Here is a 23074-nt window from a genome sequence, read left to right on the forward strand (position 1 = left end):
ACCCCATCCCAACACCCCCACCCCCCACAACACACCCCCCAGACAAGCCACACCCACACCCACACCCACCCGCACCCGCACCCGCACCCGCACCCCGCACCCCGCAAACAAACCGGCCAGACGGTCCAACAACAACGAGGCCCCACACCACCTGGTTGCGCGAACAGCCCACCACGCTCCAGCTGCTGCAGACGGTCGCCGCCGTGGCTGCCAACAAGAACTCCACCTTGGCCCTGCCCTTCCCCCTGGAGCTGCTGCGCTTCCCGGTGAAAGCGCAGGAACACCCACCGGAGGGCCGGCCGCCCCTGGGTCCGGGGATGTGACACGTGCTACGCGCGTGGTTCCTCAGGCGCGTGCCGGGTGGTAGACACAGCGGGGTCACAGTTCCTGTCCGCCAGCAGGAGGGTTGTCCCGTATGTCTGCGACACGCCGTCAGATCCTCGCCCGCTCCGGTGCCCTGGGAGCGGGCATCGCGTTCAGCGGAGCACTGTCCGAACTCTTCGCCGGTACCGCTGCCGCACAGGGCATCGGTCACACCGGCTACGGTCCCCTGGTCCCCGACCCGAACAGCCTGCTCGACCTCCCGAAGGGCTTCCGCTACAAGGTCCTCTCCCGCGAGGGCGACCCGTTGCGCTCCGGCGAGGGCCCGGTCCCCTCCAACCACGACGGCATGACCGCGCTGCCCGGCCGGCACGGCCGGGTCCACCTGGTCCGCAACCACGAGAACCGTCCCACCGCGCAGTTCGCCGTCCCCACGGTCGCGGGCCTCACCTACGACCCGGCGGGCAAGGGCGGCTGCACGGCCCTGACGCTCGACGGCCGCAACAACGTCCTGTCCGAGCGGGTCGCCATCGCCGGCACCGCCGTCAACTGCGCGGGCGGGCACACCCCTTGGGGCACCTGGCTCACCTGCGAGGAGACCGAGGACACCGCCGGCACCAACGGCTACACCAAGGACCACGGCTTCGTCTTCGAGGTCGACCCCGCCGACCCGCACCGCACCGGCGCCGTACCGCTGACCGCCATGGGCCGCTTCCAACACGAAGCCGTCGCAATCGACCCGAAGAGCGGCACGGTCTACGAGACGGAGGACGCCTTCCTCAAGCCCTTCGGCCTCTTCTACCGGTTCCTGCCGAACAGACCGCGGGGCGGCACCGGTTCACTGCGCGCGGGCGGCCGGCTGCAGGCGATGCGCGTGCCGGGCGTGGCCGACCTGTCCACCGTCCAGGAGACCGGCACCACCTTCAACGGCGTCGAGTGGGCCGACGTACCGGACCCGCTGGCGGCGCAGACGCCGATCCGGCTCCAGGACTTCGGACCGAAGGGCATCACCCACGCGCAGAAGCTGGAGGGCTGCTACTGGGGCGGGCGGTGCGTGTACTTCGTCTCGTCGTTCGCACACAGCGCGGAGGGCTCGGCGGCCGACCACTTCGGCCAGATCTGGCGCTACGACCCCGCCGCGCGCCGGCTGACCCTGGTGATCGCCTTCGGCCCGGACACCGACGTCCAGCTGCCGGGCGAGTCCCCGGACAACATCTGTCTCGCCCCCAGCGGCGGCCTGATGGTCTGCGAGGACGGCAACGGCGCCCAGCACGTCTTCGGCGTCACCCGCCGCGGCGAGGTGTACGCCATGGCCCGCGGCCGGCAGAACATCGGCACGCCCCAGGCCCCGGAGTGGGGCGAGTTCGCGGGCGTCACGTTCTCGCCCGACGGCGACACGATGTACGTGAACTGCTACACACCGGGCACCACGTTCGCCGTCACGGGCCTCTGGCGCAGATAGCGCCACACGTGCGGGGCCGACGCAACCGCGCCGGCCCCGCACGCCCGCCAGCCCCGTACCGTCGACGATGCGCAGTCCGAGGGGAGCGGACGAAGCTCGTGAAGGCCGGTCAGTTTTCGAGAAGCCCTGGTCGCCGTGGAGCACCTAGCGTGATGGTCATGGCAACCACCGCTTCCACCGCAACCGGCACCTTCCTCGCGTCCGTCACCCTCGAGGTGGCCGACCCCGAGGCCGCCCGCCGCTTCTACAGCGCCTTCGGCGTGGACACCCACATCCGCCTGCGCGCGTCCCAGGCACCCTCCACCGGATTCCGCGGCTTCACCCTGGCCCTCACGGTCTCCGGACCGGCCACCGTCGACCACTTCGTCGCCGCCGCCGTGGACGCCGGCGCCACGGTCCTCAAGCCGGCCGCGAAGTCACTGTGGGGCTATGGCGGCGTCGTCCAGGCCCCCGACGGGACGATCTGGAAGATCGCGACCTCGGCGAAGAAGGACACCCAACCCGCCACCCACGAGATCGACGAGGTCGTCCTGCTGCTCGGCGTCGACGACGTGAAGGCCACCAAGCAGTTCTACGTCGAGCACGGCCTGAGCGTCAGCAAGAGCTTCGGCGGCAAATACGCCGAGTTCACCTCCGGCCCCTCAAGCATCCTCAAGCTGGCGCTCTACAAGCGCCGCGCCCTCGCCAAGGACCTCGGCGTCCCCGACGACGGCACCGGCTCCCACCACGTCATCCTCGGCACCACCACCGACAGCTTCACCGACCCCGACGGCTTCACCTGGGAGAGCGCCGCGTAACTGCGGCGACCGGCGCACACCAGGCCGCCGGCAATCTCCGGCAGACCCAGACCCAGACCCAGACTCAGACTCAGACTCAGACTCAGACTCAGAGTCTCCGACGTCGAACCGGCGTGCTCCGCCGTTCAGTTCGTGGGGCCCTTCGCCAGCCCCACCATCGTCCCGGGCAGTACCCCCTGCAGGTCCCCGGCTGACAGCGTGCCCGTCTGCCGCCGTGCTCGGCGAACCGGCGGCAGAAGCGGAACCCCACGTAGCCGCTCGGAATCAGCCCCCCGGCCCCCGCGCCCACCGTTCGCCGCGCAGTGCCGCCCTGATGAGGGTCAGCATGCGGTCGTGGTCGGCGATGGCCAGGGTTCGGCTGGACGTCTCGTGGCCGCCGTCGAACCATTCCACTACGGAGTCGCCGCCGGCCTTCTCCAGAGCGCGCGCGTATCCGAGAGCCTGGGCCGGCGGGGTGCGGGTGTCGTGAGTGGCCTGGCAGATCCACACCGGGGCGCGCACGTCCTGGACGTAGGTGATCGGGGACGCCCGCCGGTAGCGCTCCGGGACCTCGTCCGGCGTGCCGCCGTGGAACTGCCGGCAGGCGACCCGCTGGGCCGGGTTCATGTCCTCGTAGGCGCTCACCCAGTCGCCCAGCGGGACGAACGCCAGGCCGCCGGCGAAGAGGTCGGGCAGCCGTCCGACCGAGAGCAGGGTGAGGAATCCGCCGTAGGAGATGCCGGTGATGAAGAGCTGGTCCTTGTGGGCGAAGCCTTCGTCCAGCAGCCAGGCCGCGGCGGCCTGGATGTCTTCGATCTCGTGGTCCCCGAGGACGCCGAGGAAGCCCTCGCGGAAGTCGCGGCCGAAGGTGACGGAGCCCCGGTAGTTGAGGGAGGCGTACGCGATGCCGGATGCCAGGAACGCCTGTGACTCCGGTGAGTAGCGGTCGACGGTGACCATGTTCGGTCCGCCGTGCAGGCGCAGCACCAGCGGTACCGGTCCCGAGGTGTTCCGGGGGCGGGCGGCCCAGAGCTGGACGGGGGTGCCGTCCGCGGAGACGACCGTGTACGAGTGCAGCGGGGTGCCGCCCTCCGGAGCGGACGCGGGGGCGCCGTCGAGGCTCAGCGGCAGCCGGTGGGTGCCTGCCGCGTCCACGCGCAGCACGGACAGCGGCTGGTCGAAGCGCTGGTGCAGGAGCCGGATCTCGCCCTCGGCCCCGTAGTGCGAGGCCCAGATCTGCTGGTGCACGGCGGCCACGTCCGGCTCGAAGTACGCGCCGTCGGGGTGGGACACGGCGCGGAGTTCGCCGGTGGTCAGTTCGTACTCCAGGACGCGGTGCACGCCGGCGTCGACGTGCACGGCCAGCACGTGGGTGGCCGCCGGTGACCAGTCCAGGGCGACCAGGTCGCCGTGGAGGCCCGGCGCGTCGATGTCGGTGCGGCTGCCGTCGAGAGGGTTCCACACGCACGGCCGCGCGAATCCGGTCCGCTCGGTGCTCACGAGCAGCCGGGCGTCCCCGGGCACCGGGGAGAACCGTACGACGCGTACCGGCGCGTCGGGCCCGTCGCTGAGCACGACCGCGATCGACTCGTCGTCGATGCCGGTCACGGTGACGGCGAAGCGCCGGACCCCCGGGTTGTGGTCCGTGGTGTCCAGGGCCGCTAGGCACCCGTCGGCGGAGATCACCCCGTCCCACGCCTCGTTGGCGGAGCGGTACAGCAGGCGCGCGGCGGCTTCGCGGCGGTCGTCGACGAGCCAGAGGTGGAAGCCGTCGTCCGACACGGTGGTGAGGACGATCCGGTTGCCGACGCGGGCGGTGTCGATACCGCGCAGCACGTACGGCGGCAGGTCGGGGGTGAGGTCCACCGCCGCGGTGCCGTCCAGCGCGGTCCTCCAGACGTGTCCGACCTCCGAGCCGTTGTCGTCGCGAAGCGTGAGCACGGATCGTCCGTCGGTGGTGAGGACGGCGTCCATCACGCTTCCGCCGAAGTCCACGTCGAGCGGGGTCAGACGGTCGTCGTCGACGTCCCACAGCGCGAGCCGCGGACCCTCGGCGGAGTCGGTGACCGCGAGTTCGTGGTCCCGGGGACCACGTCCCTTGCGCAGGCTGAGGAACTGCCGGGCATGGAAGAAGTGCTGCCACTCGGTCGTCACGTGTCAGCCTCCGTTCCCGGACGTGGGGTGGGTGAGTTCCGTGGGGTGGGCAACGTCCGTGGGCTCGGGGTGATGGCAGGCCGCGCGGTGGCCGTCGCCCGCTTCGATGTCCGGCGGGTCCGTGGTGGCGCACACCTCGGTCGCCTTCCAGCAGCGGGTCCGGAAGCGGCAGCCGGAGGGCGGCGCGAGGGGACTGGGCAGATCACCGGTGAGGACGATGCGTTTGCGGGCGCGCTCGACGCGCGGGTCGGGGACGGGCACGGCCGACAGCAGGGCCTGGGTGTACGGGTGGACCGGGTGCTCGTAGAGCGCGTCGACCGGGCCCTGTTCGACGACGCGGCCCAGGTACATCACCGCGACCTCGTCGCTGATCTGCCGGACCACGGACAGGTCGTGGGCGATGAACAGATAGCTCAGCCCCATGTCCTGCTGGAGGTCCTCCAGCAGGTTGATCACCCCGGCCTGCACGCTGACGTCGAGGGCGCTGACCGGTTCGTCCAGCACGAGGATCTCGGGTTCGACGGCCAGCGCGCGTGCGATGCCGATGCGTTGACGCTGCCCGCCGGAGAACTCGTGGGGGAAGCGCCCCGCGTGTCCGGGGTTCAGTCCGACCAGCTCCAGCAGTTCGCGCACGCGTTCCTCGCGTCGGCCCGGATGCAGTCCGTGGACCTTCAGCGGCTCGGCGAGCAAGGCTCGTACGCTCATCTTCGGGTTGAGCGAGGAGTAGGGGTCCTGGAAGACCAACTGGACGGTGCGGCGCAGGCGTTGGACCTCCTCCCCCTTGGCCGCGGCCACGTCGATGCCGCCGACGTGGACCCGGCCGGCGGCGGGGCGTACCAGCCGGACGAGGGTGCGGCCCAGGGTGCTCTTGCCGCAGCCGGTCTCCCCCACGAGCCCGAGGGTGCGGCCCCGGGGAACCGTCAGGTCGACACCGGCGACGGCTTGGACGGTGCCGGCGTGGCTGCCCAGGCGTCTCTTGAGCCGGTACTCGGCGACGAGGCCCCGGACTTCGATGGCCGCGGTGGTGGTGGCGGTGGCTGTCGTGGTCATCGGATCACGCTCTCGATCTGGTGGATCCGCACGCAGGCCGTGCTGTGGCCGGGGCTCACCTCGGTGACCGCCTGCACCGGCACCGAGCAGGCGGCGGGCTCGGCGTACGCGCACCGGGGTTCGAACGGGCAGCCTTCGGGCCGGTCGTGGGCCTGCGGGGGCTGCCCGGGGATGGGCAGCAGCCGGCCGGCTCGCCGGTCGACGCGCGGGAGGGCGGCCAGCAGGCCCCGGGTGTAGGGGTGCGCGGGCTCGTAGAAGAGCGGCTCGACGGGGGCTTCCTCCAGCTTCGTTCCGGCGTACATCACCATGACCCGGTCGGCGAGGCCGGCCACCACACCGAGGTCGTGGGTGATCAGTACGACGGCCGTCCCGGTGCGGTCCTGTACGCGTTCGATGACGTCCAGGACCTGTGCCTGCACGGTGACGTCCAGGGCGGTGGTGGGTTCGTCGGCGATGAGGATGTCGGGGTCGTTGGCGATGCCCATGGCGATCAGGGCGCGTTGCCGCATACCGCCGGAGAACTCGTGCGGGTACTGGTCGAGGCGCTCCCGCGGCGAGGGGATGCCGACGAGGTCGAGGAGTTCCACCGCGCGCTCGCGCAGGGCTCGGTTGGTGCGGTTCGGATCGTGGACCTGGACCGCCTCGGTGAGTTGCGCGCCCACCGTCATCATCGGGTTGAGTGCGGACAGGGCGTCCTGGAAGATCACCGCGATGCGGCGGCCGCGGATCTCGCGCATCCGTCCGTCGGACAGGCCCAGCAGCTCGCGGCCGCGCAGCCGTACGGACCCGGTGACTTCGGCGGTGCGCGGGAGCAGGCCCATCATGGCGAGGGAGGCCGCGCTCTTGCCCGAGCCGGACTCGCCGACGATGCCGAGGGTTTCACCGGGTGCCAGATCGAAGCAGAGGCGGTCCACGGCGGTGACGAACCCCGAGTCGGTGCGGTAGCGCACGGTCAGGTCGCGGACCGAAAGGAGTTGCTCCTCGCCGGTCGGGGGCCCGGAGGACGCCAGGGTCGGCTCCTTGAGCGGACCGGCAGCTGTCGTCCCTCGCTCCGGGGAATGCCGGTCGGGTGTCATCGTCGGCCTCCTTGCGGGCTGAAGGCGTCGCGCAGTCCGTCACCGACGAAGTTCACGGCGAGCACGGTCAGGACGATCGCGGCGCCGGGCGCGTAGAGCAGGTAGGACTTCGAGGTGCCGACCATGCCCGCGGCCTGGCTGAGCATGTTCCCCCAGCTGGAGCGTGGGGGCTGGATACCGAATCCGAGGAAGCTGAGGGTGGATTCGATGATCACGGCTCCGGCGACGGCCAGCGACACGTTGACGACGATCACCCCGACCAGGTTCGGCAGGAGGTGCCGCCACAGGATGCGGAAGCCCGACACCCCGAGGACGCGCGCCGCGTCGATGAACTCCTTCTCGCGCAGGCTCAGCACCTGTGCGCGCACGACACGGGCGATGAACGTCCAGCCGAGGCCGGAGAGCACCAGCACGATGGTGAAGGGCGAGGAGCCGAAACCCTGGAGGGCGAGGGCGAGGACCGCGATCCCGGGCACCACCAGGAACAGGTCGGTCAGCCGCATGATCAACTCCTCGACCCAGCCGCCGACATAGCCGGCCACGGCTCCCAGGACCGTGCCCAGCGTGGTGGACAGGACGGCGACGCCCAGCCCGATCGCCAGTGAGATCCGGCCCGCGTACAGCACCTCGCTCAGGTAGTCGCGGCCGAGTTCGTCGGTGCCCAGCAGATGGGAACCCGACGGGGGTGCGGCGCCCAGCAGCAGATCCTGCGCGTTGCGGGGGTAGGGCGCGATCCAGTCGGCGCCGAAGCAGCACACCGCGAGGGCCAGCAGGACGAGCAGGCCGGTGACGGCCAGCTTGTGGTGGAGGAATCCTCGTACGGCGAGCAGCGACTGGCCGGCCTCGCGTGCGGTATCGGTGGTTGCGTTCATCGAAGTGACACCCGTGGGTCGAGGAGGGCGTAGGCCACGTCCGCCAGCAGGTTGAAGAGGATCATCGCCACGGCGACCACGAGCATCCACGGCAGCAGCGTGAAGACGTCACCGGCCAGCATGGAGTCCAGGAAGAGCCGTCCCATGCCGGGGATGGAGTAGATCTGTTCGGTGACGACGAGACCGCCGACGAGCAGAGCCGAGTCCATGGCGACGACCGTCAGGAACGGCGCGAGGGAGTTGCGGGTGGCATGGCGTACGAGGATGCGGCGCCGCGGTACGCCCTTGGCGCGGGCGGTGCGGACGTAGTCGCTGGCGAGGGACTCCAGCAGCGACGCCCGGCCGAACCGGGACCAGCTCGCGATCAGGCTGACCGTCAGGGTGAGGACGGGCAGGACCAGATGACGGAAGTAGTCGAGGTTCACCCCGCTGCTGCCGGGGGTGTGCAGGCCGACGAAGTACAGCGGCGGCTGGGAGAGCCCGAACTGCTGCTGCGGCCAGACGGCGAGCACCTGGATGAGGATCAGGCCGACCCAGAACGGCGGCATCGCGATGCCGAGGTAGGACAGGGCCGTGAACGCGTAGTCGCCCATCGAGTACTGGCGGGCGGCGGAGAACAGTCCGATGGCCAGGGCCAGCAGGGCCGCGAACAGCACGCCCCAGCCGATGAGTTGGACGGTGGTGCCGAGCGCCGAGCCGATCATCGGGCGGACGGCGCCGCCGGTCCTGGTGCTGGTCCCCCAGTCTCCGGTGACGAAGGACTTCATCCACAGCCCGTACTGCTCGATCACCGGGCGGTTCAGCCCGAGGCGGGCGGTCTCGCGCGTCAGCGCGGCCGGGTCGTGGCTCTGCCGGAGCTTGGTCAGCGGGTCGAAGGTCGTCCGTACGGCCCAGAAGAGGACGAAGGAGGCGATGGCCAGGACGGGGACGGAGTAGACGAGGCGTCTGAGGAGGAAGGTCATCATGGCCGTGTCACTTCGCCAGTCCCCAGTCCTCGAGGTTCCACCAGGGACCTCGGACCGGGTTGATGGAGATCTTGCCGCCCACGCGCTTGTTCCACAGCAGCACGTTGGGCACCGTGCCCAGCGGTAGCGCCGGAACGTCCTGGGCGATGAGTTTGTCGGCCTTCAGGGAGGTGGCGCGGCGGGTGGTCTCGTCCGTGTCCGTGGCCACCTGATCCAGCAGGCCGTCGAGGCCCGGGACGCGGGCCCGCATGAAGTTGATGCCCGCCTGGCCGTTGGCGGCCGAGGGGATGGATCCGGAGGAGAAACTCGCGTCGAGCGTGGGTTCGGGGAAGGAGTCGACGAGGGTCCACAGCCCCAGCTCGAAGTCTCCGGCCGGTGCCACCTTGCTGAACAGGTTGGCCGCGGTGGTGTTCTTGATCCGCATCGCGAAGCCGGCGTTCTTGAGCTGCGCCTGGAGCACCTGCTCGGTCAGCTCACGCCGCTTGTTCCCGGCCAGCGACACGATCGTGAAGTCCGCCTTGCGCCCGCCCTTGGCCCAGATGCCGTCGCCGCCCTTGGCCCAGCCGGCGCCCTTCATGATCTGGTCGACCTTCTTCAGGTCGAGGACGTAGGAGGAGAAGTCGGTGCCCGCGTAGCGCGACACGAGCGGGGAGTTGAAGCTCTGGGCGGGCTGCTTCACGCCGAGGGGGCCGTAGAGCCGCTCGACCAGGGCCTTGCGGTCGACGGCGTAGCCGATCGCCCGGCGGACGTCGGCCGAGTCGAAGGGGAAACGCGCGTTGTTCATCCAGAGCGCTTCCAGGTTCCCGGTCTGTGCGTCGGTCTCGATGTTGGTCTTCGGCAGACCGGACTTGATCTGGTCGATCACGTCGAGCTGCGGCGAGGGGTAGAGCGCGTCCAACTGGCCGCTGCGGAAGGCCTGGAAGGCGGCGGCGGTGTCGGCGGTGAACTGGAAGGTCACCTTGTCGAGGTGGGGCTTCTGGCCCCAGTAGCGGTCGTTGGGGACGAGGGTGACCGAGGTGCCCCTGATCCACTTCTGGATCTTCCAGGGACCGCCGCTGAAGGTGTAGCCGTTCTTCATGATCGCGTCGCGGTCCTTGCCCTGCAGCAGATGACTGGGCAGCACCCCGTACTCCCCGCTGAACAGGTCCTTCCAGTTGCCGTAGGACTCCTTGAGGGTGACGACCGCGGTCCGTTCGTCGGGGGTGTCCACGGAAGCGATCTTGGTGTAGCCGGTCTTGTCGAAGATGTCCTTGCCGTCGCGGATCTGGAGCGCGGTGTACTTCAGGTCGGCCGAGGTGATCGGCTTCCCGTCGGACCAGACGGCCTTGGGGTTGAGCTTGTAGGTGATCTTCGGGCGCGCCCCGGTGGAGATGGTCGGTTCCGAGGCCATCAGTCCGGACACTTCGGGCACCCAGTCCGAACCCTGGCGGGCGGCGGTGAAGACATGGGGGATCGTCTGGGTCTCCATGATGTACGTGCCCCAGATGGAGCCGGCGCAGGTGGCGATCCAGTCGGCGCAGTCGGGTTCCTGCTCGGCGCCGATGACCACGCTGCCGCCCTGGCGTACCGCGGTGGCCGCCTGCACGCCGTGGCTGGTGACGGGAGAGGCGCCGGCGGCGGCTCCGGTGTCGCCCGAGGTGCAGCCGGAGAGACCGAGTCCGAGCGCGGTGCAGGCGGCGGCGAGCGGGAGCGTGCGAAGCCGGACTGCTCTGGGAGGCCGCTCGGATGTGCTGGTCAGAGGGTGGTTCATGGTCGTTCAACCTTCCCTGGGGCGCGTACCGACGGGTCGCGTGAGCGACAGCGTAGATAACGGGCGAATTCATAGCAAGGGTTGTAGGCAACTAGATAGTCAATGGTGTTGACTTGCGTCGTGACCACGCGTGGACCAAGGTCGGAGGTCTGTCACGCGGACGACGACGGCCATCCGGAGGAGCCCCCATGTCCGATACGCGCTCAGGCGACAGCTCCGAGCCCCCGCGCCGGCGGCTGCCCCGGGCCACCCTCAGCCGTCAGGTGATCCTCGAAGCCGCGGAGCGGCTGGCGATACGGGAAGGCCTGGACGCGCTCACCTTCCAGGCGATGGGACGGGAGATGGGCGCCCACCCCACCTCGATCTACCGGCATTTCCGGGACAAGGACGAGCTGATCCTGGAGCTGGTCGACGGGCTGCGGTCCCGTTCCTACGGCGGGAAGCTGGAGGCGACCGAGTCCTGGCGCGACGACCTGCGCTCCCTCGCCCACCACATCCATGAGCACTATCTGCGCTACCCGCAGTTCGCCCTGGAGATGGCGGCGCGCACCACGCGCAGGCCGATGGAGTTCGCCAACGTCGAGTTCGCCCTGGACGCCTTGGAGCGGGCCGGTCTCCAGGGTGACGACGTGACCATGTACCTGCGGGTGTTCGGGAACGTGGTGCGTTCCCTGTCCAGCATGGAGGCCGGACTGCTGGCCCTCGATCCCGGCACGCGCGAGCGGGACACCCTGGCCTGGGAACTGGAGTACCGGCAGCTGTCCGCCGACAGGTATCCGAGGATCTCGGCGAACGCGGACCGGCTGAACGCGATCGGTGACCCGCGTGTGTTCGACGCGGCGGTCGAGCTGTTCCTCGACGCCCTGGAAGCCCGCCTTGCGACGCGGGCCCGCACGGCGGCGGAACCGGACGACGGCACGGACAGGCCTTGAGGGCCGGAGCGCCGCTCATGGTCTCAACGCGTCGAGGAGTCCGGCCAGCAGGAGGGCCCGCTCGGCCAGTGAACGGGTCTCGACCCATTCGTGACGGGCGTGCGCACCGCCTCCGCGCGCGCCGAGACCGTCCAGGGTGGGTGTCCCGGCGGCGGCCGTGAAGTTGCCGTCCGAGGCGCCGCCGACCGCGACCTCCCGCAGATCGCCCAACTCGTGGGCGCGGGCCACCTGCTGAGCCTTCGTCAGCAGTGCGGCCGACATGGTCCGTTCGAGGGGCGGCCGGTTGATGCCGCCCGTCAGGTCGAGGCCCGCCTCGGGCAGCAGTGCCGCCAGCCCCCGCAACTCCCCCTCCACGCGGTCGAGTTCGTCGAGGGTCCAGGCGCGGACGTCGATGTCCAGCCGAGCCGACTCCGGGACGCTGTTGGTGGTGGTCCCCGCTCGGGCCACGGTGGGTGAGACGGTCGTGCCGGCACGGGGATCGCCCAGCCGGTTCACCGCGAGGACCTGGTGCGCGAGTTCCACCAGGGCGTTGACCCCGGTCTCGGGTTCGAGGCCCGCGTGCGCCGCGCGCCCCTTCACCGAGAGGCGGAAGATGCCGGCGCCCTTGCGGGCGGTCTTGACCGCGTCGCCGTCGCTCGGCTCCAGGACCAGTACGGCGGCGTGTTCCCGGGCGGCCTCCTCGATCAGGGCGCGTGAGCCGAGCGAGCCGGTCTCCTCGTCCCCGGTCACCAGCAGACTGACGTGGCCTGCGGGGTGGGACAGGTCGAGCGCGTCCAGCGCGATCACGAGACCGGCCTTCATGTCGAACACGCCGGGACCCGTCAGCCGATCGCCGTCGTGCCGGAAGGGCCGGCTGTCGAGGGTGCCGAGTGGCCACACCGTGTCCGCGTGGCCCAGCAGCAGCACGCCCGAGGGGGTCGGCCCGGCAGGTTCCCGGCGCCAGTACAGATGCGGGACGCCGTCGTTGACGTACCTGCGGGGTGTGCCGAGTGCGGCGGGGGCCCAGGCGGTCAGCAGGTCGTAGCAGGCCTCGAGTCCGGGGACGTGCCCGGACGGTGTCTCGATGCCGACGAGCTGCGCCAGCCGGGCGAGCGTGCGGTCGGTGTCCACGGGTTCCGGTGTGCGCGCGGAGGTCATCGCAGTCCGCCCTTCCCTGCCACGGCGGAGTCCGTCCCCGGTCCGAAGAACGAGCCCAGCAGCTCCGCCGTGAGTCCGGGGGCCTCCTCGGGCACGTAGTGGTCGCACGGCAGGGACCGGCCCCATACGTCCTTCGCGTATCCGCGCCAGACGTCCAGGACGTCATAGGTACGGCCGACGAAACCGTGCTCCCCCCACAGGGCGAGCACGGGGCATTCCAGCACCCGGCCGGCCGCCGCGTCCTCGTCGTCGTGGACCAGGTCGATGCCCGCGGCGGCGCGGTAGTCCTCGCAGGAGGCGTGGATGGCCGCCGGGTCGGCGAAGCAGCGGACGTACTCGTCCAGCGCCGCCGGGTGGAACGGCGTACCGCCGTGGTGGCGGGCTGTCATCCGGGTCCGTACCCAGAAGTCCGGGTCGCCGCCGATGAGGTGTTCGGGGATGCCGTTGCCCGCGGCGAGGAAGAACCAGTGGTAGTAGCCGAGTCCGAAGTCCTTGTCGGCGTGGCCCAGCGCGTGGCGGGTGGGGACGATGTCCAGGACCGCCAGTGCCGACACCGCCTCCGGGTGGTCCAGGGCCAGGCGGTGGCCGACGCGACCGCCGCGGTCGTGGCCCGCGACGGCGAAACGGTCGAAGCCGAGTTCGCCCATCACCCGCCACTGGTCGTGCGCCATGGCCCGCTTGCTGTACGTGGCGTGCTCCGCGGCCACCGAGGCGGGTTTGTCGCTGTCCCCGTATCCGCGCAGGTCGGCGAGGACCACGGTGTGCCCGGCGGCCAGCAGCGGGGCGACGTGGTGCCAGATCAGATGGGTCTGCGGATATCCGTGGAGCAGCAGCACGGGCGAGCCCTCGCCGGCCACGCGGACGTGGATCCGCACCCCGTCGGCGTCCACGTGGTGCCGGGTGAAGCCTGCAAGCAGCTCGTCGTTCATGCCCCAGATGACAGCAATCCATCCGGTCCTCTGTCCAAGACACTTCGGCGATGTCTCTGATAGGCATGCCCTATAAGGAGCGGCTGCGATGTTCGGAGAGTGGCACGGGTGGACATTCGACAGCTCGAGTATTTCCTGGGGATCGTCGACCACGGCGGGTTCAACCGGGCGGCCTCCGCGCTCTATGTCTCGCAGCCGTCGTTGTCCCAGGCAATCCAGGCACTGGAACGTGATCTGGGATGCAGTCTCTTCCACCGGATCGGCCGCACGGCCGTCCTCACCCAGTCCGGTGCCGCCCTGGTGGAGCCGGCGCGGGCGGCGGTACGCGGCCTGGAGCTGGCGCGGGCCAGTGTGGGCACCGTACGGGCCCTGCGCGGCGGGGCCCTGGACATCGCAGCGATGCCGTCGCAGGCGGTCGAACCGCTGAGCGGACTGATCGAGAGATTCGCCGCCCGCTACCCCGACGTGGTGGTGAACATCCGGGCCGCGTTCACCCCGCGCGACGTCGTGGAGCTGGTCCGCACGGGCGCGTGCGAGCTCGGGCTGCTGGCCACCCCCGGTCCGCTGCCCGACCGCGAGGTGGCGGCCCATCCGCTGGGCGAGCAGCGCTTCGTGCTCGTCACCCCGTCCGACGGACCGTTCCCCGCCGGGCAGCCCGTGGACTGCGCGGCACTGGACGGGCACCGGGTGATCGCGGGCCAGCGAGGCACCGGGATGCGCACCTTCGTGGACGGGCTGCGGGACCGGGGCATCGACGTCTCCATCGCGGTGGAGAGCGAGCACCGCGTGTCCATCCTGCCGCTGGTGCTCAAGGGAGTCGGCTTCGCGGTGGTGACGGACGCGTGGCGGCAGCTGGCCGAGCGCGCCGGCGCGCTCGTGCTCGATCTGGAGCCTCGTACGGTCCTGAAGGTCGCCCTCGTCAGCAGGCGATCGGAACTGACTCCGGCGGCCCGTGCCTGCCTAGACCTGGCGACCGACGGGGCGGCCGGCCCATTGCCGGCGACCGACGACCGATAGGTCATCCCTATCAGGGACATCACCGATCCGTCTTGGACGTTCCACCTGCGACGTTGATGCAATCGGGGCCATGACGACCCACCGCATCGCGCTGATACCGGGAGACGGCATCGGCGCAGAGGTAGTGCCCGCCGCCTGCCGCGTCCTGGAGCGGGCAGGCAGCCGCCACAACATCGACTGGGACTTCGAGGAGTTCGACTGGTCCTGCGAGCGCTATACGCGGGAGGGATCGATGATGCCGGAGGACGGCCTGGAGCAGCTGGGCACCCATGATGCGATCCTCCTCGGTGCCGTCGGCTACCCGGGCGTGCCTGACCATGTCTCCCTCTGGGGACTCCTCATCCCCATCCGCCGGGCCTTCCGCCAGTACGTCAATCTGCGGCCCATCCGCGTCTTCCAGGGCGTGCCCAGTCCAGTGCGCGACGCCCACCCCGGCGACGTCGACTTCGTGGTCGTCAGGGAGAACGTCGAGGGCGAGTACGGCGAGGTCGGCGGGCGGCTGAACAGGGGATTCCCCGACGAGATGGCCGTCCAGGAGTCCGTCTTCACCCGGGTCGGCGTCACCCGTGTCGCCGAGTACGCGTTCGGGCTGGCCGAGCGCCGACGCGGGCGGCTGACCTCGGCCACCAAGTCGAACGGGATCGTCCACACGATGCCGTTCTGGGACGAGATCGTCGCCGAGGTCGCCGCACGCCACGACAAGGTCACCTGGGACCAGGAGCACATCGACGCCCTCGCCGCCAAGTTCGTGCTCGACCCGGGCCGTTTCGACGTCGTGGTCGCCTCGAACCTGTTCGGCGACATCCTCAGCGACCTGGCCGCCGCGGTGGCCGGCAGCATCGGCATCGCGCCCTCCGCCAACCTCAACCCGGAGCGTGAGTACCCGTCGATGTTCGAGCCGGTGCACGGTTCCGCGCCCGACATCGCCGGGCGCGGCATCGCCAATCCGGTCGGCGCCATCTGGTCCGCCGCGCTGATGCTCGACCACCTCGGCCACCCGGAGGCGGCGCGGGACGTCACTTCCGCGCTCACCGCGGCGCTGGCGAGCGCGGACGTACTGACCCCGGACCTGGGTGGCACGGCGAGCACGGGCGAGTTCACCGACCATCTGCTGAGCCTCCTCAAGGAGGCCTGAGCCTGCTCCGAACCGCACCGACTGTCATTTCCCGGAACCGCCCGCCCTGCCGGCCACCGGAACCACTACAGAGAGGCCTGCTCCATGACCGAGAACTGGCACCGCTTCTTCACCGTCGACCGGATCCTGTCCATGAGACGCAGCCGGGGACGGCGAGACCAATGCCTGGTGGTCCACGACACCGAGCAGGGTCAGACCTTGGCTCTCCGGGACAGCAAGCACGGCTCCGACCTCCCGGTGTCCGCCGACATCGGCGACGTCGGCGAGGCGGTACTGAGCGCGGACGGGAAGTTCGTACTGAGCCTGCACGATGACAACGGGTCGGAGGTCGGCCATCTCTGGGCCACGTCACTGGACGGCACCGAGCGCCGGAACCTGACCCCCGACCTACCGCCCTACACCCTCCGGGGCATCGACACCGCCCGTGGCGACGACACGGTCGTCATCGCCGCGGCCGCCTCCGACGGCTTCAACCTCTGGCGCATCCACAGCTCCCGGCCGACCGCTCCCCGGCGGCTCTTCAACTCGCCCAACGAGGCATGGAACAGTCTCGTCTCCGCGGACGGCCGCACAGCCAGCATCGACACCACCGACCACAACCCCGGCGTCCGGCGCTTCGCGGTCACCGTCGTGGACAGCGGTTCAGGAGAGGTCCTGGCCACGCTCACCGACGGACCACAGGCACCGGTACGCGGCGTACGGTTCTCCCCGGTGCACGGCGACCCGCGGATACTGGTCTCCACCGAACGCAGCGGCTTCGCCCGACCCTGCGTCTGGAACCCGGCGGACGGCAGCCGGATCGACGTAGACGCCCCCGATCTGAGCGGTGACCTGGTCGCCCTGGACTGGTCCGACGACGGCTCCCGGCTTCTGCTGGTCCACGTCGATCAGGGCACCCACCACGTCATGGAGTACGACCTCGGCAGCGGCGAACTGCTCAGGGTCGTCCACCCGACCGGGGCGTACTTCGAACCTGACGTGGCCGCGGCGCAGTTGTACCAGTGGACGTCCCACTACACCGCCGAGGGGAACATCCGGCTGCTGCACCAGCGCTTCGATCAGCCCATGACGGTCCTCGAAGTCGACCGAGCCACCGGCGAGATGCGTCGGCCGACGCCCGAACCGCCGGTCACCGCCGGCGTACCGGCGACCTCGCACTCGGTCCGCTCCACCGACGGCACACTCCTGCAGCTCTGGGTGTGCCGGCCGCCGCGAGCCCGGGGACCACTACCGCTGGTGCTTCAGGTGCATGGCGGACCCAACATGGTGACCGTGGACTCCTACCACCCGGACGCGCAGGCCTGGGTCGACCAAGGGGTCGCGTTCGCCTCGCTCAACTACCGGGGCTCGGTCACCTTCGGGCGAGAGTTCCGCGAGGGTTTCCTCCCGGACATCGGCCGCAGGGAACTGGAGGACGTCGAGTCCGCGGTACGCCACCTCGTGGAACACGGAGTGGCCCAGGCCGACCAGGTCTTCATCACCGGCGCGTCGTACGGCGGTTACCTCTCGCTGCTGTCCTCCGGCCGCCTGCCCGGACTCTTCGCCGGGGCCATGGCGTTCGTCCCCATGGCCGACTGGGTGACCGCTCTGAAGGACATGAACCCCGCGCTGAGCACGGCCTGGCGAAGCTTCTTCGGCGCGGGCGACGAGGCGGACCCGGCCCAGCTCAAACGGTCGTCGCCGCTCAGCTATGTCTACGCGGTGAGCAACCCTGTCTGGATCATGCAGGCCACCCATGACACCCGCACGCCCCCGAGGCAAGCCTACCTGTACGCCAAGACGCTGCAGGACATCGGCGGCGATGTCGCCATCGACTACTTCAGCGGCGGCCACGAGACCAGCAGCCGACAGCTGGAGATCGACAGTCAGCGACAGATGATGGATCTGGTCCAGGCTGCCCTCAATGGCAAGCCCTGGTCCCAGGGGCCTGTGCGACCCAGCGCAGTGTAACCACGATCATGGCTTGCCGGGCGCGCCAGAAAGGTTTGGTCGTCGGCCTCCTCGGCGGTCCGGAGGACTCCGCCCGCTTGGTCGAGCAGGCGTTGTCGTCTGCGATCACCGGACGGGTGTCGGCGTCGAGAGGGAGCTGGTGGACTGACTGGTCATGAGGTGTACGACGAGTGCCGGCAACCGCGTGCACGATCGACCGTGGCCGGTGTCTCCTTCGCAAGGAGGAGGACGAGCCTCGACCCTCCTTGGGTCCCAAAGCCGGTCGATCCCATGACCGATGCGCGGCAACAACGCCCCGCCATAACGTCGAGATGTGTACCGGCCGTAGGTGGACGGCTCGTGCTCCGTTCGGCAACGAACCGACCCGCACGATGGTGCACGCAGCACCAATTGCGCGACAGAGCCCGGACGTTGGACCAGAACAGGCTCTCGGCTCTCGTGCCGCGTTCCATCGGTCGCCGATGAGTTTCCGTGTGCCGGACGGTCCAAGTCGGCACACCTAGCAAAGGGAGAACCCGGTGGGCACGACACGCTTGCACCCGACGACCGACATCGGCCGTCGCATGTTCGAACTCCTGGAGCCGATCTGCCTGGTCACCTTCACCGCCGACGAATGCAACGAGGAACTGGCCGCACTGGGCCACCGCACCTACTGGGACGGCTACTTCGCCAGCCGCGCCGCCCCACTGGGACGCGTGCCGGCTCACGTCGTGCACGCGGCCTTCTACAACTTCGCCGACGGGGAAGCCGCACGCCACATCCCCAGCGCCTGGGAGACCATCCCGCCCGAGGCCTCCGTCGCCGCGCGCGAGCGCGGCAGCGCGGCCTCTCTACGGCGCATCCTCGGCGACGAACTGGCCCGTTCCCCGGGCCTGGTGCGCGCCGCAGACCTGACCACCAAGGCCGCGACGAGCGCCCCCACCGAAGGCCGGGTGATGTACGCCGGCATGCGCACCCTTGAGATTCCCAGCGACCCCGTCGCCCGGCTGTGGCATTCCGCGACCATGCTGCGCGAGCACCGCGGCGACGGGCACATCGCCGCTCTCGTCGGCGCGCGGGTCGGCGGCACCGAGGCCCACGTGCTCTCCGCGCTGGACATGGGCATCCATCCCCCGGAGTCGTTCGGACGCATCCACCACCTGCCCAAAGAGCGCCTGGCCGCGGTCATGGACGGCCTGCGCGAACGCGGACTCGTCGACACCGACGGCCACTTCACCGACGCCGGCCGAGCCACCAAACAACGCATTGAAGCCCACACCGACGAGCTCGCCGCCCCGCCCTACGACGCCCTCTCCCCCACCGAACTCGACGAACTGATCACCGAGCTCGAGCCCATCACCGCGACCCTGGTGGCTGCAGCCTCGCAATGACGCTCGGAAACGGCCACAAATCCTCGCCGCCCTCACCGGCTCCATCGCCGCCGCCACGGCCCCGCGCAACGAATTCGCGATCGTCATCGACGGCAAGCTCTGGGGCAAGCCCGCCGTGACCTCCTTGATCACCGGCGGCCGTCTCGAAATCGTCGGTGCCTACGTCGGGGACCTCACCAGCGCCACCACCCACGACCTCGCCCTCCGGCTGAACACCAGCAAGTGACCCGTACACGCTGTGACTTGCGGCGGTAGTCGGTGCAAGTCACAGCGTGTGCGGGTCACACATCACCTGACGGCGGCGTCTCGGAGAAGGCCATCCGTCAAGGGCGGAAGGTGCGGCGGTAGGCGTCGGGCGGAACGCCTACGCTGCGGTGGAAGTGGCGGCGCAGGGTGGTCGCGGTGCCCATGCCGGTGACCGAGGCGATGGTGTCCACGGTGGCGTTGGTCGTCTCCAGCAGTTCCTGGGCGCGGCGGATGCGCTGGGTGTGGAGCCACTGCAGTGGCGTGGTGCCGGTGAGGTGTTTGAAGTGGCGGCCCAGATGGCGCGAGCTCATCCGGGCCTGACGAGCCAGGTCCTCCACGGTGAGCGGCTCGTCCAGCCTCTCCATCGCCCAGGGAAGGAGCTCGTCCAGTGGGTGGTTGCCCGGAGCGGGCAGAGGGGTGGCGATGAACTGGGCCTGGCCACCGTCGCGGTGCGGTGGAACGACCAGACGGCGGGCGATCTTGTTGGCGTTGGCCGAGCCGTGGTCACGGCGGACCAGGTGCAGGCACAGGTCCATGGCGGCAGCCTTGCCCGCGGAGGTGAGGACGTCACCGTTGTCGACGTAGAGGACGTCCGGATCGACAGTGGCCGCCGGGTGGCGGCGGGCCAACTCTCCGGTATGGGCCCAGTGCGTGGTGGCACGCCTGCCGTCCAGCAGTCCTGCCGCGCCCAGGACGAAGGCGCCCGTGCACAGTGAGGCCACGCGGGCGCCGGCCTCATGAGCGTCGCGTACCGCCTCGACCAGCTCGGCGGTCGGTTCGCGGTCGGTGTCGGCCAAGCCGGGGACGATCACCGTGTCCGCGTGCACAAGGTGGTCGAGTCCGTGGTCGGGGTCGAGGCGGAAACGGCCGATGTGCACCGGAGCGCTTCCGCAGACGGAGAAGTCGTACCAGGGATCCACGAGGTGGGTCAGGTCGGTTCCGAAGACCTCGACGGCCACGGACAGTTCGTAGTGGAGCATGCCGTCGGTGACGGCCAGTGCGACAGCGGGCATGTCCGAAACTGTACGCGTCATGTCGTTTCCGACAGTCGTGCGCGGTGATGCCGCGAGGACAAGATGGGGGCGTCAGGCCGCAGAGGTTCGACTCGCGGTGAGCATCCGAGCGCACAGGAGAGTCTCGTGGGATCAAACCAGTCGGTGGCGGTGTTCGGCGCCTACGGTCACACCGGACGGTTCGTGGTCGCCGAACTGGCCACACGTGGGTTCGTCCCGGTGCTGTCCGGACGCAACGCGCAACCCCTGCACGAACTTGCCCGCCGGCACGGGCTGGAGGCCCGGGTGGCATCGGTCGAGGATCAGGCTTCCCTGGACCGGGCCCTGGCGGGGACAGCGGCCGTCATCAACTGCGCCGGCCCCTTCGCCTCGACCTCCGGCCCCGTGATCGAGGCCGCCCTCCGCGCGAGCATTCCGTACCTGGACGTGGCCGCCGAACTCGAAGCCAACCTCGACACCTTCGCCCACTACGGCGAGCGGGCCCGGCAGGCGGGAGCGGTGGTCGTCCCCGCCATGGCCTTCTTCGGCGGCCTCGGCGACCTGCTGGCCACCGCGGCAATGGGCGACTGGACCGAGGCCGACGAGGCTCACATCGCCTACGCGCTCAGCAACTGGCACCCCACCGCCGGCACCCGGCTCTCGGGCTCGGTCTCCCGGGAGCGGCGCGGCGACCGGCGCCTGCGCTACAACGGCGGCCGGTGGGAACATCGCACCGACGCCGCACCCATCTCGGAGTGGACCTTCCCGGAACCGACGGGACCCCGGCAGGTGATCGGCGAATTCACCATGGCGGACGTCGTCACCGTCGCCCAGCACCTGTCCGTCCCCGACGTGACCACCTACATGAACGCCGAGGCGGTACGAGACGTCGCCTCTGCCCGTACGCCCGCCCCGACCGCCTCGGACGACACCGGGCGCTCCGATCAGACCTTCCTCGTCGATGTGATCGTGCGCTCCGGCGGAACCGAACGCCGCGCCACCGCCGGCGGCAGGGACATCTACGCCGTCACCGCGCCCCTCGTCACCGAGGCACTCGAGCGCGTCCTGAGCGGCCGTATCAAGGCCGTCGGCGTCGTCTCCGCCGGTGAGATCTTCGATGCCCCCGACTTCCTTCGCGCACTCGCCCCGCACATCGCACTCCAGCTGCACCCGGACAAGGAGAACGTCTGACGCCTACCAGCCGCCGTCTGCCGAGCGAACCCCCAGCACGACCCGAGCTATGTACATGGCCGTGGCACAAGGCGCCTCAACCGGTCACAGACCGGGGATGTCCCTGACCCTCTTGAGCACCGAACTGGCCCGGTCCACCACGGCGTTGCGCCGTTTCTCGCGTGCCGCCCGATCCGCCGGCACCAGTCGCTCGGCGACCTGTACGGCATAGTCGTCCGGATCCCCGAAGGCGGTCCGCGGGTGCTCTCCCGTCTCCGCGCAGTGCACCGTGACCTCCTTGACCGCCTGAAGCACGACTGCCCGGTCCACGCCCGGCTGCATCGCCAGCCGTACCTGGAAACGCGCCATCCACTTCTCGCGGTCCTTCTCCCCCGCCGTATCCGTCGTCTGGTCCTTCTTCGCCACGTGCTCTCCCGGGTGATCTGCAACCGTCCGCCACGGAGTGGGACGCCGGATCATCGGCGTGGGTTGCGGAAGCGAGGAGAGTTTCGGGTGACCGACCTGGGCCAGCCGTGCCGCGCCCGATCACGTTGGGAGTGTCTGGCGGCCCTCCGCAGTGAGAGCGGGTTCGGTCGCGAATGCAGGCGCGGGTCTGCGGCCCCGTCAGACCTTGTTCGTGCTTTCGGAAAGTGATGCAGCCTGTTCGGTGGGCTGCGGTGGTGTCTCCTGATGGGGGCCGGACTCGCTGAGGCCATAGCGGTCGTGGAAGCGCCGCAGCATCCCGGGTGCGTACCAGGCCGAACGGCCCAGGAGCCGCATCGCCGCGGGAACGAGAACGCCGCACACGGCAACGGCGTCGAGGAGTACGGCCAGTCCGCTGCCGAGGCCGAACATCAGCACCGTCATGGCGACTTCCATCGGCTGGGCGGTGAACCGGAGCACCGAGGAGAGGTTGCCGTCCTGGAAGATCCAGGTCATCACGCCGAGCGCGGCCCCCAGGCTGATCAGATTGAGGAGCGCACAGCGGCTGCGCGCAAGTCGCAGAAGCGAGACAGCAAGGACGAGCAGCCCGCCACCCTCCGCTGAACTGGCGACCTCGGCTGGATCAGCCGTCAATCCGACGCCGCCTGCAGTGCCGCGTGCCTCCACAGGAACCCGGCGAGTACGAGATCCACCCCCTGCCGGTAGTAGACGTCTTGGCTGGAGCAGCTGGAGAGAGGGGCTGCGGCAGCGATGATGCGTGGATATTGGCCGGGCGGCAGTGCCTCAAGCCGCGCTCGTGTGGAGCGGGAGGTCTCGTCGTGATCGCTTGTCTCCCGTGGATGGCTGCGTCCCGGCTCGGTGACAACAAGGGTGACGGCCGAGCACAGCGCATAGTTGGCGGCCGCCGCGCCTGACTCCTCGTCAAATCCCGCAGCGGCAAGGAGTTCCAGCGTCTGTTCCACCAACGCCAGTCCCGACGGTGAGGCGAGGATCCGGGACACCACCAGGCCCGCGGCTGCGGGGTGGGGGCGCAGAGCTGCCACCAGAGCCATCAGGAGATCACGCAAGCGCGCATCCCAGGAGGCGACGGTTTCCACGGCCGGTTGCCGCACGTCGTCGAGGAGTCGCTCGGCGAGAGCATCGAGGATCTGATCCTTGTCACGAAAGTGCCGATACAGAGCCATGGGCGAAGCGTCGTGTTCTTTCGCCACGCGCCGCGTGCTGACCGCGCCCAAGCCCTCCGCGTCCGCGAGGGCCAAGGCGGTGGCCACCAGAGCGTCCCGGTCCAGCCGTTTCCTCGGCGACATGCGGCCTCCCCAAAGTCCG

General features: G+C 70.0%; 20 protein-coding genes and 1 pseudogene. 9 read left to right on the forward strand and 12 right to left on the reverse strand.

Annotated elements, in window-relative coordinates; genetic code table 11:
• The first annotated feature begins 155 nt into the window (after window positions 1–155).
• From ACWD5F_RS00005 to ACWD5F_RS00015, 3 genes are all read left to right on the forward strand, one after another.
• Window positions 156–323: a hypothetical protein gene (locus tag ACWD5F_RS00005; RefSeq protein WP_451249462.1), complete on the forward strand. Its 168-nt coding sequence runs from the start codon at window positions 156–158 to the stop codon at window positions 321–323.
• Window positions 324–415: 92 nt separating this feature from the next.
• Window positions 416–1783, forward strand: a complete 1368-nt coding sequence (locus tag ACWD5F_RS00010) for an alkaline phosphatase PhoX (protein ID WP_451249464.1) — start codon at window positions 416–418, stop codon at window positions 1781–1783.
• Between the two features lie 152 nt (window positions 1784–1935).
• Window positions 1936–2580, forward strand: a complete 645-nt coding sequence (locus tag ACWD5F_RS00015) for a glyoxalase (RefSeq protein WP_451250992.1) — start codon at window positions 1936–1938, stop codon at window positions 2578–2580.
• A gap of 264 nt (window positions 2581–2844) precedes the next feature.
• On the opposite strand, the gene ACWD5F_RS00020 is transcribed toward ACWD5F_RS00015, so the two are convergent.
• Genes ACWD5F_RS00020 through ACWD5F_RS00045 form a run of 6 tightly spaced genes read right to left on the reverse strand, consistent with a single transcriptional unit; the run spans window position 2845 to window position 10426 of the window.
• Window positions 2845–4713 carry a prolyl oligopeptidase family serine peptidase gene (locus ACWD5F_RS00020; protein ID WP_451249466.1) on the reverse strand — a complete coding sequence of 623 codons (1869 nt, stop codon included), beginning with the start codon at window positions 4711–4713 and terminating at the stop codon, window positions 2845–2847.
• Window positions 4714–4716: 3 nt separating this feature from the next.
• Window positions 4717–5763, reverse strand: coding sequence for an ABC transporter ATP-binding protein (locus tag ACWD5F_RS00025; RefSeq protein WP_451249468.1), 1047 nt, complete (start codon window positions 5761–5763; stop codon window positions 4717–4719).
• Window positions 5760–6839 (reverse strand): ABC transporter ATP-binding protein, encoded by a 1080-nt coding sequence (locus tag ACWD5F_RS00030; protein ID WP_451249470.1) that lies wholly within the window; start codon window positions 6837–6839, stop codon window positions 5760–5762. Before ACWD5F_RS00030 ends, ACWD5F_RS00025 begins: the two co-directional genes overlap by 4 nt.
• Window positions 6836–7711, reverse strand: a complete 876-nt coding sequence (locus ACWD5F_RS00035) for an ABC transporter permease (protein WP_451249472.1) — start codon at window positions 7709–7711, stop codon at window positions 6836–6838. Before ACWD5F_RS00035 ends, ACWD5F_RS00030 begins: the two co-directional genes overlap by 4 nt.
• Window positions 7708–8676: an ABC transporter permease gene (locus ACWD5F_RS00040; RefSeq protein WP_451249474.1), complete on the reverse strand. Its 969-nt coding sequence runs from the start codon at window positions 8674–8676 to the stop codon at window positions 7708–7710. Before ACWD5F_RS00040 ends, ACWD5F_RS00035 begins: the two co-directional genes overlap by 4 nt.
• A 7-nt stretch (window positions 8677–8683) precedes the next feature.
• Window positions 8684–10426 carry a peptide ABC transporter substrate-binding protein gene (locus tag ACWD5F_RS00045; RefSeq protein ID WP_451249476.1) on the reverse strand — a complete coding sequence of 581 codons (1743 nt, stop codon included), beginning with the start codon at window positions 10424–10426 and terminating at the stop codon, window positions 8684–8686.
• Window positions 10427–10614: 188 nt separating this feature from the next.
• Here ACWD5F_RS00045 and ACWD5F_RS00050 point away from each other — a divergent pair, with 188 nt between their 5' ends.
• Window positions 10615–11358: a TetR/AcrR family transcriptional regulator gene (locus tag ACWD5F_RS00050; protein ID WP_451249478.1), complete on the forward strand. Its 744-nt coding sequence runs from the start codon at window positions 10615–10617 to the stop codon at window positions 11356–11358.
• A gap of 15 nt (window positions 11359–11373) precedes the next feature.
• On the opposite strand, the gene ACWD5F_RS00055 is transcribed toward ACWD5F_RS00050, so the two are convergent.
• Together ACWD5F_RS00055 and ACWD5F_RS00060 are read right to left on the reverse strand one after the other, a co-directional pair.
• Window positions 11374–12495 (reverse strand): M20 family metallopeptidase, encoded by a 1122-nt coding sequence (locus ACWD5F_RS00055; RefSeq protein ID WP_451249480.1) that lies wholly within the window; start codon window positions 12493–12495, stop codon window positions 11374–11376.
• Window positions 12492–13424 (reverse strand): alpha/beta fold hydrolase, encoded by a 933-nt coding sequence (locus ACWD5F_RS00060; protein WP_451249482.1) that lies wholly within the window; start codon window positions 13422–13424, stop codon window positions 12492–12494. Before ACWD5F_RS00060 ends, ACWD5F_RS00055 begins: the two co-directional genes overlap by 4 nt.
• A 108-nt stretch (window positions 13425–13532) precedes the next feature.
• Between ACWD5F_RS00060 and ACWD5F_RS00065 the strand changes: the two genes are divergently transcribed.
• From ACWD5F_RS00065 to ACWD5F_RS00080, 4 genes are all read left to right on the forward strand, one after another.
• Entirely contained in the window at window positions 13533–14441 is a 909-nt protein-coding gene (locus tag ACWD5F_RS00065) for a LysR family transcriptional regulator (protein ID WP_451249484.1), read from the forward strand.
• Window positions 14442–14511: 70 nt separating this feature from the next.
• A complete protein-coding gene (locus ACWD5F_RS00070) occupies window positions 14512–15576 on the forward strand; it encodes a tartrate dehydrogenase (RefSeq protein ID WP_451249485.1) in 1065 nt (354 codons plus the stop codon).
• 84 nt (window positions 15577–15660) lie between these two features.
• Window positions 15661–17526 (forward strand): S9 family peptidase, encoded by a 1866-nt coding sequence (locus tag ACWD5F_RS00075; protein WP_451249487.1) that lies wholly within the window; start codon window positions 15661–15663, stop codon window positions 17524–17526.
• A 518-nt stretch (window positions 17527–18044) separates the two neighbouring features.
• A complete protein-coding gene (locus ACWD5F_RS00080; protein ID WP_451249489.1) occupies window positions 18045–18896 on the forward strand; it encodes an SCO6745 family protein in 852 nt (283 codons plus the stop codon).
• A 323-nt stretch (window positions 18897–19219) separates the two neighbouring features.
• On the opposite strand, the gene ACWD5F_RS00085 is transcribed toward ACWD5F_RS00080, so the two are convergent.
• Window positions 19220–20155 (reverse strand): helix-turn-helix domain-containing protein, encoded by a 936-nt coding sequence (locus ACWD5F_RS00085; RefSeq protein WP_451249490.1) that lies wholly within the window; start codon window positions 20153–20155, stop codon window positions 19220–19222.
• A gap of 126 nt (window positions 20156–20281) precedes the next feature.
• Between ACWD5F_RS00085 and ACWD5F_RS00090 the strand changes: the two genes are divergently transcribed.
• Window positions 20282–21325: a saccharopine dehydrogenase family protein gene (locus ACWD5F_RS00090; protein WP_451249491.1), complete on the forward strand. Its 1044-nt coding sequence runs from the start codon at window positions 20282–20284 to the stop codon at window positions 21323–21325.
• Between the two features lie 84 nt (window positions 21326–21409).
• Here ACWD5F_RS00090 and ACWD5F_RS00095 read toward each other — a convergent pair whose 3' ends face one another.
• From ACWD5F_RS00095 to ACWD5F_RS00105, 3 genes and pseudogenes are all read right to left on the reverse strand, one after another.
• Entirely contained in the window at window positions 21410–21730 is a 321-nt protein-coding gene (locus ACWD5F_RS00095; protein WP_451249493.1) for a hypothetical protein, read from the reverse strand.
• Window positions 21731–21928: 198 nt separating this feature from the next.
• Window positions 21929–22291 (reverse strand): annotated as a pseudogene (locus ACWD5F_RS00100) (hypothetical protein); the annotation flags it as partial.
• An 86-nt stretch (window positions 22292–22377) separates the two neighbouring features.
• Complete coding sequence (locus tag ACWD5F_RS00105) at window positions 22378–23055, reverse strand: TetR/AcrR family transcriptional regulator (protein WP_451249495.1); 678 nt, start codon at window positions 23053–23055, stop codon at window positions 22378–22380.
• Between the last annotated feature and the right edge of the window lie 19 nt (window positions 23056–23074).

The organism is Streptomyces sp. NPDC002499 (assembly GCF_053595415.1).